Below are 13,485 nucleotides of genomic sequence, written 5' to 3'. Positions count from 1 at the left end.
GCGGCCGTCAGCCTTCCGGCGGGAGCCCGGCCGCGCGGCTGCCGTCCGGCGGCGGCTCGTCAGCCGGGATGAAGCGCAGTGTGCCTGCCCGGCGTGTCGGCTTGCCGGTGTCGTTCGTGTGGTTGATGCCGTCCATGACCGGCACCTCGGGGAAATCGAACGGGCTCACCCCCTCCAGGCAGGCGACGTTCACGGCGAACAGGTTCGTGTTCGATCGTCGCTGATGATGCGTGTAGATCCCGCATCGCGAGCAGAAGAAGTGCTGCGCCGCCCCGGTGTGGAAGCGATAGCTCGTCAGTGCCTCCTCTCCCTGGAGGATCCTGATCCCGCCCATCTCCGCCATGGCGACGACGGCGCCGCGCATCCGGCAGTAGGAGCAGGTGCAGCGGCGGATGGAGTCGAAGCCGTCGCTGAGCGTCACCTCGAACCGCACCGCGCCGCAATGGCAACCGCCGGCCCGGAGGTTTGTGTCGCCCGCCATGTTGCCCGTGCCTTCCTGGTTAGGATCGCTTCGACGCCCCTTCCCGCCGGCTGGGGAAGGATGTCTTAGGCCTCTCCGGACCGGAAGCGGAACCCCGCCTTTTCGCCCGGGCGGTCCGACCCCTAGTCCGCTCGCGGATGGGCCCGCCGCCAGGTCTCCAGCAGCCCCGCCTGGTCCACCGCCGTGTAGCGCTGTGTGGTGGAAAGGCTGGCATGCCCGAGCAATTCCTGGATCGCCCGCAGGTCCGCCCCGCCACCGAGAAGGTGCGTGGCGAAGGAGTGGCGCAGGGCGTGCGGGGTGGTGTGCTCCGGCAGGCCTGTCGCCCTCCGCAGGTCGCGCAGGGCCTTCTGGGCGACGGCCGGGTCCAGCCGCCCGCCCTTGGCCCCCGTGAAGAGCGGGGCGTCGGGGGTGGCGGGGCCGCGGTGGCGCAGCCACTCGGCCATTGCCGCCTCCACGGCCGGCAGCACGGGCACGATCCGCTCCTTCCGGCCCTTGCCGAGCACGCGAAGGCCGGTTCCGGCGCGCGGGGCGTTGCGCATGTCGAGCGACAGCGCCTCCGAGATGCGAAGCCCGCAGCCGTAGAGAAGGGTGAACAGCGCCCGGTCCCGCGCGGCCATGGCCGGAGTGTCGGCCGCGCTGTCGGAGGTGGCGGTGCGGGCCTGCGGCTCGGTCAGGGCGCGGGGGACGGGCGGCTTGCGCCGGGGGCCGCTCAGCCCGCCGAGCGGCAGCGGCGCCAGGCCGTGTCGCCGGACGAGGAAGCGCAGGAAGGTCTTGATGGCCGAGAGCTGGCGCGCGCGGGAGGAGGCGCCGATCCCCGCCATCGCCCGCTGCGCGAGGAAGGAGCGCAGGTCGGCCAGCCCGAGCGCTGCGAGATCCGGCTCCCCGCCCTGATGGATGGAGAGGAAGCCAAGGAGGTCCGCGATGTCGCGCCCATAGGCCTCGACCGTCTCCGGGCTCGCACGCCGCTCGCGCGCGAGCCAGCCGATGAATTCCTCGCGGGCGGCGAGCGCCGGGATCACGGCTCGCCCATCGTGCCGTCCAGCGCGCGAGCGAGTGCATGGGCGAGGAGGCGGAGCGGCGCGGTGGCGCCGCGCAGGGGCAGGCGCCCGGCCTCCCGTGCGCCCAGCGCCAGCAACCGCGGCCGGGTGCCGGGCAGGACCACCAGGGCGTCGCGGCTGATCAGCGCATGGGCCTCGCCGTGGAGAAGGGCGGCCTCGGCCGGGTGGTCGCGGACCAGGATCTCGCGCCCCTCCATCAATCGCGCGACCGCGCCGGCGGGAAGGTCGCGCAGGCCGGCTGAAGGGGCGCCCTCGGTCACCAGCGACGCGCATTCGAGGCCGAGCAGCGCTGGCCATTCGGCGGAGACCGCGCCGAGCACGTCCGCGGCCCCGATCAGCGCCGCGATGGCCGTCGCCGCCCGGATCGTCAGGTCCAGGCCGCCCCGCGCGGCATCGGCCACCAGTCCTGTCTCCGCCCGCGCCGCGACGAGAAGGGCGGCCATGTGGTCGGCCAGGGTCTCGCCATGCACGCGTTTCGGCGGGTGCAGCGCGCGGTAGAGGGCGGGCCGTTCCGCCAGGAAGCCGGGATGGGCGGAGAGATAGGCCGCCACCCGGGCCGCCTCGGCCTCTCGGCCATCCTCTGTCTGCGGTGCAGGAAAGGTCATCCGCGCCAGTTTGCCAGGGCCTCGCGCGGAGCGCGAATCACCCGCCTGACCCGTGCAACCGGCCGAGGACATCGCCCATGTGCTGGGCGAAGGCCGCCGCCGCCGCGGGGAGGGCCGTCTCCGCCCGGGCATAGAGCCCGAGTTCGCTGAGGATGGGCGCGCGGCCCTTATGCAGCGGCACATGGACGAGCCGCCCGGCCTCCAACTCCGCCTCCAGCCCCGCGCGCGTCATGAAGGCGATGCCGAGGCCGAGCAGCACCATCCGCTTCATCAGCTCCACCGAGCCGGCCTCGTACCCCACGCGCATCCCCTCGGTCCGGCCGGCGCCTTGCAGCAGGGCGTCGATCTGATCGCGGTTGGCGAAGTTGGCGCTCGGCAGGATGAGCGGGGGGCCAGCACACTCGGCCATGGTGATGGCGGCGCGGTCGGCCAGCGGGGAGTCCGGCGGCACCACCGCGCCGAGCGGCAGCCGGGCCACCGCGAGCTGCCGCAGCCCGGGGTGCCGCCGCACCTCGAAGGCGAGGCCGAGATGCGCGTCGCCCGAAAGGATGGCGCTGGGGATGTCGGCGCTGCCGAGGATGCCGGTGCTGACCGTGATCCGCGGCTGCCGCCCCTGCAGCGCCGCCACGGCCTCCGGCACGACGCGGTGGCAGAGGCCTTCCAGCGTCACGAGGTCCACATGGCCCGTCCGCAGCCCAGCCAGCGCGTCGAGTTCCGAGCGTGCCCGCTCCGCGTCCCGCAGCACGGTGATGACGTGCTGGGCGAGGATTTCCCCCGCCGCCGTCAGCCGCAGCCCGCCGGGAAGGCGGTCGAAGAGCTTCGCGCCGAGTTCGGCCTCCATGTTGAGGATCTGCCGGTTTACGGCGGAGGAGGCGACGTTCAGCCGCCGCGCCGCCTCCCGGATGGAGCCGGCGCGGCGAACCGCGTCGAAGTAGCCGATGCCCGGCGCGTGGATGCGAAGAGCGCGGCTGGGGGAGGGTGCTGCCATTTTGGCATCATCTCGCACGAAATTCTGTTCTTTTGCGAGCGGACGCGTCGGGCTTCTATCCCTTTTTCGCGGAGGAGACCCCCGTGTCCGGTCCAACCCCGACCAGCGTCGCCACCCAACAGGCGGAGGTGCTCTCGCACTCCGCGCTGAACGCCGAGTACCGGCACCTTGTGCTGCGCGCAGGGGCACCGGCGTCTGGCGCGCTGCCGGGGCAGTTCTTCCAACTCCTCTGCCCCGCACCGCCGGGGGAGGCGCCCTTCCTGCGGCGGCCGATGAGCCTTTACGGCGCCGACCCGGTCTCAGAGACGGTCGAGTTCCTCTACAAGGTGACGGGGGCAGGCACGCGCGGACTCGCCACCCTTGCACCGGGAGATACGCTCGACATCATGGGCCCGCTGGGCCGCGGCTTCGCGCTCGACCCAGCCTGGCGCGGGGTTGTGGCGATCGGGCGAGGCGCGGGGCTCGCAACCCTCGCGCCCATTGCCAAAGCGGCGCGGGCGGCGGGCATCGGCGTCACCGCCGTCCTCAGCGCCCGACGACCGGAGCTGGTGGTTTCCGAGGACTTGTTCCGCGACGGGGGCGCCCGCGTCATCACCGTGACCGACCAGGAGGGCACGAGCGGCCCCGCCCATGTCGAGCGCCTGCTGCGCGGGCTGATCGCGGAGGGGGGCGTGGACGCCTTCCTTACCTGCGGTTCCGCCCGGCTGCTGCGGGTGCAGCAGCGGCTGGGGCGCGAGTTCGGCATCCCCGGACAGGTGGCGCTTGAGCAGCAGATGGCCTGCGGGCTGGGCATGTGTTTCTGTTGCGTGCGCGACTTCAACGAAGGGGGCGAGATCGTCCACAAGCGGGTCTGCTGGGACGGGCCCGTCTTCGACATGCTGGAGGCGGTGGCATGACGACGGATATGAGCGTGCGGATCGGCGACCTGGCCCTCGCCAATCCGGTGATGCCGGCCTCCGGCACCTTTGCCGAGGGGCTGGCGCTGGCCGCCGACCTCAACGCCCTCGGCGCGCTGGTGACGAAGACGATCACGCGGGAGCTGCGCGCCGGCAACCCGCTGCCGCGCGTGGCGGAGACGGTGGGCGGGATGCTGAACGCCATCGGCATCCCCTCCAAGGGCGTGCCCTATTTCCTGGAGCACACGCTGCCGGCGATGCGGGCCTTCGCGCCGCCGCTGGTGGTCAGCATCTCCGCCCCCACCGCCGAGGGCTTCGCGACGCTGGCCGCCGAGGTTTCGGTGCCGGGCGTGGCCGCCATCGAGGCGAACATCTCCTGCCCCAATATCGAGGAGGACGGGCGCGCCTTCGCGATGCGGGCGGAATCGACGGAGGCGGTGATCCGCCGTCTGCGGGCTGCGACCTCGCTGCCGCTCTGGGCGAAGCTGACGCCCAATACCGGCGACGTGCCGGAGGTGGCGCGGGCAGCGGAAGCTGCCGGGGCGGACGCGCTGGTGGTGGCCAACACCATCCTCGCGATGTCCGTGGACCTGAACACCTTCAAGCCGCGCCTGGGCAACGTGATGGGCGGGCTCTCCGGCCCTGCGATCAAGCCGATCGTGCTGCGGCAGGTCTATCAATGCGCCCGCGCCGTCCGGATCCCCGTCATCGGCTGCGGCGGCATCTCCACGGCGGAGGACGCGGCGGAATACATGATCGCGGGGGCGACCGCCGTGCAGGTGGGCACCGCGACCTTCCTCCATCCTGGCGCCATGGAGGCGGTGATCGGGGGCCTCTCCCGCTTCTGCGCCGGCCGCGGCATCGCGCGCGTCGCCGACCTCACCGGCGCCCTGCACCGCGAGGAAACGGACGAGGCGGAACTCGAATGGGCGGAGCCCGCGCCATGAGCGCCACCCTGGCACCGAGCCTCGGCCGAGACCTCGCCGAGCGGCTCTTCGACCGGCTGCGGGAGGCGACGGGCGACGGCGTCGGCATCACGCGGGAGAGCTACGGGCCCGGCGAATCCCTGGCGCTGGACATGGTGGAGGCCGAGGCCCACGCGCAGGGCCTGGAGACGATGCGCGATGCCGGTGCCAACCTCGTCGTCACCCTGCCGGGGCGTGATCCATCGCTGCCGGTGATCGCCTGCGGCTCGCACCTCGATTCCGTGCCCCAAGGCGGGAACTACGACGGCGCGGCGGGGGTGATCGCGGGGCTGATGGCGCTCTCCCGCTTCAAGTCGGAGGGCTTCGCGCCGAGCCGCGGGATCGCCCTCTACGCCCTGCGCGGTGAGGAAAGCGCCTGGTTCGGGCGCGCCTATATGGGCTCCGCCGCACTCTTCGGTCGCCTCTCGGCCGAGGACCTGGCGACGCCGCACGTGGTCAACGGCCGCCCGCTGATCGACTGCATGCGGGAGGCGGGCGTGGAGGTGGAGCGCGTGGCACGGGGCGAGAAGCTGCTGGACCCCGCCAGCATCGCCGCCTGGCTGGAGATCCATATCGAGCAGGGGCCGGTGCTCGTCGCGCGCAACCTGCCCGTCGCGATCGTCACGGGCATCCGGGGGAACATCCGGCACCGCGCCATCGAGTGCATCGGCGAGGCTGGCCATTCCGGCACCATCCCGCGCTGGCTGCGCCACGATGCCGTTTTTGCCACCGCCGAGCTGATCACGCGCCTCGACCGCCACTGGCGCACCCTGTTGGAGCGCGGGCGGGACCTGGTGGTGACATCGGGCATCATCGGCACCGATCCGGCCGAGCACGCCCTGGCCCGCATCCCCGGCCGGCTGCGCTTCTCCATGGAGGCGCGAAGCCAGAGCATCGAGACGCTGGAGGCCTTCTACGACCTCTTCCTCTCGGAATGCGCGGGCATCGGGGAGGAGAGGGGGGTGGAGTTCCGCCTCGACCGCCGGCTGGACTCCGCGCCCGCCCGGATGGATGAGGGGTGGATCGAGCGGCTGCGGGCCGGGCTGCGCGCCATGGGCCTGCCGGACGAGCCGATCCCGAGCGGCGCCGGGCACGACGCCGCGGTCTTCGCACAGGCGGGCATCCCGAGCGCCATGATCTTCATCCGCAACCAGCACGGCTCCCACAACCCGGCGGAGGCCATGGAGATGGAGGACTTCATGCTCGGCGCCGAATTGCTGGAGCGCAGCCTCAGGGACGCCGCAGCATGAGCGGCGCCTCCATGGCCCGGCTGCTACTGGAGGGCGGGGCCGTGCAGGTCAGCCACGGCCAGCCCTTCATTCTCGCGGCCGGCTGGGCGAGCCCCGCCTATATCGACTGCCGGCTGCTCATCGGCGAGCCGCGCCTGCGCCGGGCGGCGGTGGCGCTGGCCACCGAGGCCATCCGCGCGAACTTCGCGGGGGCGCCGCCCGACGCCATCGCGGGCGCGGAGACCGCCGGCATCCCCTGGGCCGCCTGGCTGGCCGAGGCGCTGGACCTGCCGCTGCGCTACGTCCGCAAGCGCCCCCTCGGCATCGGCCGCAACGCCCAGGTGGAGGGCGGCTCGGTCGAGGGGATGCGGGTTCTGCTCGTGGACGACCTGATGACGGATGGCGGCAGCAAGGTCGCCTTCACGCGCGGGCTGCGCTCGGCGGGGGCGGCGGTGGACCAGGCGCTCTGCCTCTTCCAACACGGCACCTTCCCTGGTGGCGCGGAGCGGATGGAGAAGCTGGGTCTTTCCCTCGTTGCCCTCGCCAACTGGCGGGACGTGCTGGACGCGGGCGGCGTCTCTGCCTTGCCGGAGGCCGACCGCGCGGTGCTGGAGCGCTTCCTCGCCGATCCCATCGGCTGGTCCGCGGCGCATGGCGGGCGGGCGACGCTGCTGAAGCCCGCGCTGTAGCGGGCATGGTTGTTGCGGCGCCGGGCCGTGCTTGCCATCCTGCCGGGCGTCATGGAGACGCCCAGCATGGAAGCCATCCGCCTCGGCGGCCTTGAACTGCGCTTCAAGCAGACGGGAGAGGAGACCGGCGGCGCGCTCGACCTCTTCGAGATGACGGTGCTGCCGAACGCCCGGATGCCCGTGCCGCACTACCACGAGAGCTGGGAGGAGACGATCGTCGGCCTCACGGGCGTGACCAGCTGGAAGGTGGCGGGGCGCGACGTGGAGCTGCCCGCCGGCGAATCCCTGTTCATCCCGCGCGGCGTGGTCCACGGCTTCCGGAACGACACCCAGGAGGCCGCGACCTGCCTCTGCATCCTCACTCCGGGCGTCCTCGGCCCGGGCTATTTCCGGGAACTGGCGGCGCTTGTCGCGGGCGGCGCGCCGGATCCCGCCCAGATGCGCGAGGTGATGCTGCGCCACGGACTGGTGCCCGCCCCGGCCGGATAGGGTCCGCGCCGGGGGAGGCCGGCCCTCAGAGGATGGACTGCCCCGTCTTCTTCCAGTCCGCCAAGAAGCTTTCGAGGCCCCGGTCGGTCAGCGGGTGCTTGTAGAGCGACTTGATCACCGAGGGCGGCAGGGTGGCCACATGGGCGCCCATCTTCGCGGCCTGGATGAGGTGGATCGGGTGGCGGATGGAGGCGACCAGCACCTCGGTCCGGATGGCGTCGTAGTTCTTGTAGATCTGCACGGTGTCGGCGATCAGCGTCATGCCGTCCTGGCCGATGTCGTCCAGCCGCCCGACGAAGGGGGAGATGTAGGTGGCCCCGGCCTTCGCCGCGAGCAGCGCCTGGGCCGCGGAGAAGCACAGCGTCACGTTGACCATGACCCCGTTGTTCACCATATGTTTGCATGCGCGCAGCCCCGGCTCGGTCAGCGGCAGCTTGATGACGACGTTCGGCGCGATGCGCCCGAGGTGCTCGCCCTCGCGCATCATGCCGTCGTAATCGGTGGCGGTGACCTCGGCGGAGACGGGGCCGGGGGTGATGTCGCAGATCTCCTTGATCACCTCGGCCATCGGGCGGCCGGACTTGGCGATCAGGGAGGGGTTGGTGGTGACGCCGTCGAGCAGTCCGCTCTCGGCGAGGGCGCGGATCTCGGAGACTTCGGCGGTGTCGACGAAGAATTTCATGAATGTGGTCCTGGGGCCCGAGTTAGGCGTTCAGATCGCCTCGGGGGTGGATCAATAGCCATGGCAGGGGTGGAGTCCAGCGACAAAGCCGCAACATTCGACGGCGGGTTGTTCGGGGACGGGCTGGTCTCCGCGCCGCCGGCGACGGCCAAGGGGAAGCGCCGGGCGGCACCCGCCGGGCCGCCCTCTCGCCGCGTCCGCGTGCTGCTTCCCATCCCCCTCGATAGCCCGAATGGCGGCGCCTACGACTACCGCGTGCCCAACGGCACACCGCTGCCGGAGCCGGGCAGCTTCGTCGCCGTGCCGCTGGGCGGGCGGGAGGTGCTGGGGGTGGTCTGGGACGGCGAACCCGATGCGGAGCTGGCGGAGGGACGGCTCCGCGACATTCTCGGCGTGCTGCCCGCGCCGCCGATGAAGGAGAGCCTGCGCCGCTTCGTCGAGTGGGTCTCCGCCTATACCCTCGCGCCGCCCGGGGCCGTGCTGCGCATGGCCATGTCCGTGCCCTCCGCGTTGGAGCCGGCGGGGCAGCAGGCCGGGTGGAAGCTCTCCGCGGCGGGCGAGCTGGCCCAGGGCGGCGCGCCCGGCTACCGCCTGACGCCGCAGCGCAAGCGCGTGCTGGATGTGATGGAGCCCGGCGAGCCCCGCGCGGGCGCCGATATCGCGGACGAGGCGGAGGTCTCCACGGGCGTGCTGCGCGGCATGGCCGACCAGGGGCTGATCGAGCCCGCCCTTCTGCCGCGCCCCCGCAGCTTTGCCCGCCCCGATCCCGAGCATCCCGGCCCCTCGCTGGCCGAGGAGCAGGAGGAAGCGGCGGCGGGGCTGCGTGCCTCCGTTGCCACGCGCGCCTTCGGCGTCACGCTGCTGGCGGGGGTCACGGGCTCGGGCAAGACCGAGGTCTATCTCGACGCCGTGGCGGAGTGCCTGCGTCAGGGGCGGCAGGCGCTGGTGCTGCTGCCGGAGATCGCGCTCTCCTCCCAGTGGCTGGACCGGTTCAAGGAGCGCTTCGGCTGCGCCCCCGCCATCTGGCACTCCGAGCTGTCCGGCCGCCTGCGCCGCGCCACCTGGCGGGCCGTTGCCGATGGGGAGGCGCCGGTGCTGGTCGGCGCCCGCAGCGCCCTGTTCCTGCCCTTCCCGGACCTCGGCCTCATCATCGTGGACGAGGAGCACGAAACCGCCTTCAAGCAGGAGGACGGGGTCATCTACCACGCGCGCGACATGGCGGTCGTGCGCGCCCGGATGGCGGGGGCCACCTGCGTCCTCGTCTCCGCGACGCCGAGCCTCGAAACCCTGACCAATGCCGAGCAGGGCCGCTATTCCGCGCAGAACCTGCCCCGCCGCCACGGCAGCGCGGGCCTGCCCGAAGTCACGGTGCTGGACCTGCGCAAGGTTCCGCCCGAGCGCGGCCGCTTCATCTCCCCCCCGCTGATCGAGGCGATCAACGAGACGCTGGCGCGCGGGGAGCAGGCGATGCTCTTCCTCAACCGCCGCGGCTACGCGCCGATGACGCTCTGCCGCGCCTGCGGGCACCGGATTCGCTGCCCCAACTGCACGGCCTGGCTGGTGGAGCACCGCGCCCAGCGGCGGCTGCAATGCCACCACTGCGGCCATGCCGAGCCTATCCCCCAGCACTGCCCCGAATGCGGCGCGGAGGGCAGCTTGACGGCCATCGGACCTGGCGTGGAGCGGGTGCAGGAGGAGGCGGCGCAGCTCTTCCCCGATGCGCGGCGCCTCGTCATGGCCTCCGATACCATCCCCGGCCCCGCCGCGGCGGCCGAGGCCGCGCGGATGATCCAGGACCGCGAGGTGGACCTGCTGATCGGCACGCAGATCGTCGCAAAGGGCTGGCACTTCGCGCACCTGACCCTCGTTGGGGTGGTGGACGCCGATCTCGGCCTTGCCGGCGGCGACCTGCGGGCGGCGGAGCGGACGGTGCAGCTTCTCCACCAGGTGGCCGGCCGCGCCGGGCGTGCGGAAAGCCCGGGGCGGGTGATGCTGCAGTCCTGGAATCCGGACCACCCGGTGATGCAGGCCCTCGTCTCCGGCAACCTCGAGTCCTTCATGGCCGAGGAGGCGGAGGCGCGGCGCCCCGGCGGCTGGCCGCCCTTCGGCCGCCTCGCGGCGCTGATCGTGAGTTCCGAGGATGAGCGCGCGGCGGACCGCGTGGCGCGCGACCTCGGCCTTGCGGCGCCGGGCGGGGAGGGGGTGCAGGTGCTCGGTCCGGCCCCGGCGCCGCTCTCGATGCTGCGTGGGCGGCACCGCCGGCGCCTGCTGCTAAAGGCCCGGCGGGACGTCGCGGTGCAGCCGCTGCTGCGGGAATGGCTCTCCCGCGTCGAGGTTCCGAACGCCGTGCGCGTGCAGGTGGACGTAGACCCCGTGAGCTTTCTCTAGGCACACGGGAACCCGCCCCGGGCCGTGCGCCGGGGCGGGTTCAGGGTTTTTCAGCCCTGCCGGGGCAGATCCTCGACAGCGTTGCGTGCCTCCGCGACTCCGGCACCCTCGATCGCCTGTTCCACCGGGTCCGCCTGGTCCACGAAACCGGGGATGGGGGAGTGAACGGCCGGGTCGGCGTTCACGCCGCTCTCCAATTCCTTGTCCAGCTCCGCCCCGCGGCCGGTGCCGGGCTGAAGGCCCGGCTTCCAGCCGCCCGTCTCGCGCAGGCCCTTCTCCTCCGGCCGTTCCGGCCCGACGCGCCCGCCCATGGGATCAGCCCTCGCCGATCAGGGCTTGCCGCCGGCGGTGGTGCCCGGCTGGCCCTGGCCCTCGTCCGTGGATTTCGCAGTGTCCTGCCCGCTGGGCGTGATGAAGCCCGTCGCACCGGTCTTTGGCGCAGGGTCGGAGGCCGGGAAGGTGTCCTCCACGCCCTTGTCCACCTTGGCGTTGGCCGAGGCGCCGGGCTTGAGGTCGGAGATCCAGTCGCCGGTCTCCTGGTCCCGTGTCTGCTCGGTCTGGTCCTTGTCCATCGCTTCGTCCCCCTGTCGAGGTGGTTGTGTTGGCCAGGATCGCGCCGCGGCGTGCGGCGTTACCGGTCTGACATGAAGCGCGGCAGACCGGCCCAGGGTTCCATCCGGATGGGTGGAACACCATGTGACGGCTGCAACGCCCGTCTCGCGGCGCAGGGCGGTTGCCGCCCTGCATTGCACCGTGTTAAGGGGCCCGCGCCGGTGCCCAGGGGATTCCCGGGGCGTTCCGCGCAGGCCCGAGACGCCCCGTTGAAGCGGGGCGGGCACGGGCCGACGGGTCTTCACCAACCCCTGAACGGGATCGCCAGTGGCCTCCGAAGCAGCCGCCAACGTCCAGAATTCCGCCCCCCAGACGGGCGGCGCAGCGCAGCGCTACGCGCTGGCCCTGCTGGACCTGGCCAAGGACAAGAAGACGGTGGATGCCGTCGCCACCGATGTCGAGAACCTCGCGACCCTCACCCGCGATGACCCCGGCTTCCGCGCCTTCATCGAGGACCCGCGCCTCGGTGCCACCGCTCAGCGCAACGCCGCCTTCTCCGTGCTCGACCGTGCGGGCATCTCGGGCGACGTGCGGAACCTCGTCGGCGTGATGGTCGCCAACCGGCGCCTGAACCTCCTGCCGGGCGTGCTGGCGGCCTTTGACAACCTGCTCGCCGAGCAGCGCGGGCAGCAGGCGGCCGAGGTCGTCACCGCCCATCCGCTGAGCAACACCCAGCGCACCCAGATCGCTGCCCGCCTCACCGAGGCCGGGTACTCGAACGTCCGCCTCTCCGAGACGGTGGACCCGTCCATCCTCGGCGGCCTGATCCTCAAGATCGGATCCCGCCTCTACGACACATCCATCAAGTCCAGGCTCCAGCGCCTGAGCTACGCCATGAAGGGGGCCGCCTGACCATGGACATTCGTCCCGCAGAGATTTCGGACATCCTGAAGCAGCAGATCGCTGGCTTCGACACCGACGCCAACGTGGCGGAAGTGGGCACCGTTCTGACGGTCGGCGACGGCATTGCCCGTTGCTACGGCCTGCAGAACGTCATGGCCGGCGAGATGGTGGAGTTCCCCTCCGCCGGCGTTCGCGGCATGGCGCTGAACCTCGAATCCGACAATGTCGGCGTCGTGGTCTTCGGTGACGACACGCGCATCCGCGAGGGCGACACCGTCTCCCGCACGGGCACCATCGTGGACGTGCCGGTCGGCCGCGGCCTGCTCGGCCGCGTGGTCGACGGCCTCGGCAACCCGATCGACGGCAAGGGCCCGCTGGTCGATGTCACCCGCTCCCGCGTCGAGGTGAAGGCGCCGGGGATCATTCCCCGCAAGTCCGTGCACGAGCCGATGCAGACGGGCATCAAGGCGATCGACAGCCTGATCCCGATCGGCCGCGGCCAGCGCGAGCTGGTGATCGGTGACCGCCAGACCGGCAAGACCGCCGTCATCATCGACACGATCCTCAACCAGAAGTCGATCAACGCCGGCACGGACGAGAGCAAGAAGCTCTACTGCATCTACGTCGCGATCGGCCAGAAGCGCTCCACCGTCGCCCAGCTCGTCCGCACCCTCGAGGAGCGCGGCGCGATGGACTACTCGATCGTCGTCGCGGCCACCGCCTCCGACCCGGCGCCCATGCAGTTCCTCGCCCCCTACACGGGCTGCACCATGGGCGAGTTCTTCCGCGACAACGGCATGCACGCGGTCATCTTCTACGACGACCTCTCCAAGCAGGCCGTCGCCTACCGCCAGATGTCCCTCCTGCTGCGCCGTCCGCCGGGCCGTGAGGCTTATCCGGGCGACGTCTTCTACCTGCACTCCCGCCTGCTGGAGCGCGCGGCGAAGATGGGTGAGGATGCCGGCCTCGGCTCGCTGACCGCGCTGCCGGTGATCGAGACGCAGGCGGGCGACGTGTCCGCCTACATCCCGACGAACGTGATCTCCATCACCGATGGCCAGATCTTCCTTGAGACCGAGCTGTTCTTCCGCGGCATCCGCCCGGCGGTGAACGTCGGCCTCTCGGTGTCGCGCGTCGGCTCCGCCGCGCAGATCAAGGCGATGAAGCAGGTGGCGGGCAAGATTAAGCTCGAACTCGCGCAGTACCGCGAGATGGCGGCCTTCGCGCAGTTCGCCTCGGACCTCGATGCCTCCACCCAGGCGCTGCTGGCCCGCGGCGCGCGGCTGACCGAGCTGCTGAAGCAGCCCCAGTACGCGCCCGTGCCGGTCGAGGAGCAGGTGGTGGCGATCTTCGCCGGCACGCGCGGCTACCTCGACAAGGTGCCGGTGAACCGCGTCGGCGAGTTCGAGAAGCGCATGCTCGGCGAGCTGAAGGCGGCCAAGCCGGAGATCCTCGAGGGTATCCGCGCGAGCGGGCAGATCACCGGCGACAACGACAAGGCGCTCGTCGGCTTCCTCGACGGCTTCGCCAAGTCCTTCGCCTGACCCGGGGGTAGCGGAG

Annotated in this window: 15 protein-coding genes; 8 read left to right on the top strand and 7 right to left on the bottom strand. The window is 71.9% G+C overall.

The genetic code is table 11. The features are described 5' to 3' along the window. Nucleotides 1–7 precede the first annotated feature (7 nt). The 4 genes from BO39_RS09220 to BO39_RS09205 form a co-directional block, all read right to left on the bottom strand. The gene (locus BO39_RS09220) at nucleotides 8–481 is read right to left on the bottom strand and encodes a GFA family protein (RefSeq protein WP_043832228.1); all 474 of its coding nucleotides are present in this window, start codon (nucleotides 479–481) and stop codon (nucleotides 8–10) included. Between the two features lie 122 nt (nucleotides 482–603). Beyond that, nucleotides 604–1,497 carry a tyrosine recombinase XerC gene (locus BO39_RS09215; protein ID WP_043832432.1) on the bottom strand — a complete coding sequence of 298 codons (894 nt, stop codon included), beginning with the start codon at nucleotides 1,495–1,497 and terminating at the stop codon, nucleotides 604–606. After that, the gene (locus tag BO39_RS34330; RefSeq protein ID WP_043832227.1) at nucleotides 1,497–2,144 is read right to left on the bottom strand and encodes a hypothetical protein; all 648 of its coding nucleotides are present in this window, start codon (nucleotides 2,142–2,144) and stop codon (nucleotides 1,497–1,499) included. Before BO39_RS34330 ends, BO39_RS09215 begins: the two co-directional genes overlap by 1 nt. Before the next feature lie 37 nt (nucleotides 2,145–2,181). Then, the gene (locus tag BO39_RS09205; protein ID WP_043832226.1) at nucleotides 2,182–3,132 is read right to left on the bottom strand and encodes a LysR family transcriptional regulator; all 951 of its coding nucleotides are present in this window, start codon (nucleotides 3,130–3,132) and stop codon (nucleotides 2,182–2,184) included. A gap of 83 nt (nucleotides 3,133–3,215) precedes the next feature. Here BO39_RS09205 and BO39_RS09200 point away from each other — a divergent pair, with 83 nt between their 5' ends. From BO39_RS09200 to BO39_RS09180, 5 genes are all read left to right on the top strand, one after another. Further along, nucleotides 3,216–4,028, top strand: coding sequence for a dihydroorotate dehydrogenase electron transfer subunit (locus BO39_RS09200; RefSeq protein WP_043832430.1), 813 nt, complete (start codon nucleotides 3,216–3,218; stop codon nucleotides 4,026–4,028). Then, nucleotides 4,025–4,975, top strand: coding sequence for a dihydroorotate dehydrogenase (locus BO39_RS09195; protein WP_043832225.1), 951 nt, complete (start codon nucleotides 4,025–4,027; stop codon nucleotides 4,973–4,975). Before BO39_RS09200 ends, BO39_RS09195 begins: the two co-directional genes overlap by 4 nt. Further along, entirely contained in the window at nucleotides 4,972–6,243 is a 1,272-nt protein-coding gene (locus BO39_RS09190; RefSeq protein WP_043832428.1) for a Zn-dependent hydrolase, read from the top strand. Before BO39_RS09195 ends, BO39_RS09190 begins: the two co-directional genes overlap by 4 nt. Continuing rightward, nucleotides 6,240–6,911, top strand: a complete 672-nt coding sequence (locus BO39_RS09185; RefSeq protein WP_043832223.1) for an orotate phosphoribosyltransferase — start codon at nucleotides 6,240–6,242, stop codon at nucleotides 6,909–6,911. Before BO39_RS09190 ends, BO39_RS09185 begins: the two co-directional genes overlap by 4 nt. A gap of 66 nt (nucleotides 6,912–6,977) precedes the next feature. Further along, entirely contained in the window at nucleotides 6,978–7,400 is a 423-nt protein-coding gene (locus BO39_RS09180; protein WP_052401868.1) for a cupin domain-containing protein, read from the top strand. 25 nt (nucleotides 7,401–7,425) lie between these two features. Here BO39_RS09180 and fsa read toward each other — a convergent pair whose 3' ends face one another. Next, nucleotides 7,426–8,082, bottom strand: a complete 657-nt coding sequence (fsa, locus tag BO39_RS09175; protein ID WP_043832222.1) for a fructose-6-phosphate aldolase — start codon at nucleotides 8,080–8,082, stop codon at nucleotides 7,426–7,428. Between the two features lie 60 nt (nucleotides 8,083–8,142). On the opposite strand from fsa, the gene BO39_RS09170 reads away from it, so the two are divergent. Beyond that, nucleotides 8,143–10,470, top strand: a complete 2,328-nt coding sequence (locus BO39_RS09170; protein WP_084697978.1) for a primosomal protein N' — start codon at nucleotides 8,143–8,145, stop codon at nucleotides 10,468–10,470. Between the two features lie 50 nt (nucleotides 10,471–10,520). Here BO39_RS09170 and BO39_RS09165 read toward each other — a convergent pair whose 3' ends face one another. Beyond that, on the bottom strand, nucleotides 10,521–10,781 hold the full coding sequence (locus BO39_RS09165) for a hypothetical protein (RefSeq protein WP_043832221.1): 261 nt from the start codon (nucleotides 10,779–10,781) through the stop codon (nucleotides 10,521–10,523). An 18-nt stretch (nucleotides 10,782–10,799) separates the two neighbouring features. Then, on the bottom strand, nucleotides 10,800–11,042 hold the full coding sequence (locus BO39_RS09160; protein WP_043832220.1) for a hypothetical protein: 243 nt from the start codon (nucleotides 11,040–11,042) through the stop codon (nucleotides 10,800–10,802). A gap of 307 nt (nucleotides 11,043–11,349) precedes the next feature. Between BO39_RS09160 and BO39_RS09155 the strand changes: the two genes are divergently transcribed. Together BO39_RS09155 and atpA are read left to right on the top strand one after the other, a co-directional pair. Then, entirely contained in the window at nucleotides 11,350–11,934 is a 585-nt protein-coding gene (locus tag BO39_RS09155) for a F0F1 ATP synthase subunit delta (RefSeq protein WP_043832219.1), read from the top strand. Between the two features lie 2 nt (nucleotides 11,935–11,936). Continuing rightward, the gene (atpA, locus tag BO39_RS09150; protein WP_043832218.1) at nucleotides 11,937–13,469 is read left to right on the top strand and encodes a F0F1 ATP synthase subunit alpha; all 1,533 of its coding nucleotides are present in this window, start codon (nucleotides 11,937–11,939) and stop codon (nucleotides 13,467–13,469) included. The last annotated feature ends 16 nt before the right edge of the window (nucleotides 13,470–13,485 follow it).

The organism is Roseomonas aerilata DSM 19363, assembly GCF_000711725.1.
In the GTDB taxonomy this organism is placed as follows: Bacteria; Pseudomonadota; Alphaproteobacteria; order Acetobacterales; family Acetobacteraceae; genus Roseomonas; species Roseomonas aerilata.
The sequence above is the reverse complement of the archived record's forward strand: the minus strand, read 5'-3'. Positions and strand labels throughout refer to the sequence as shown.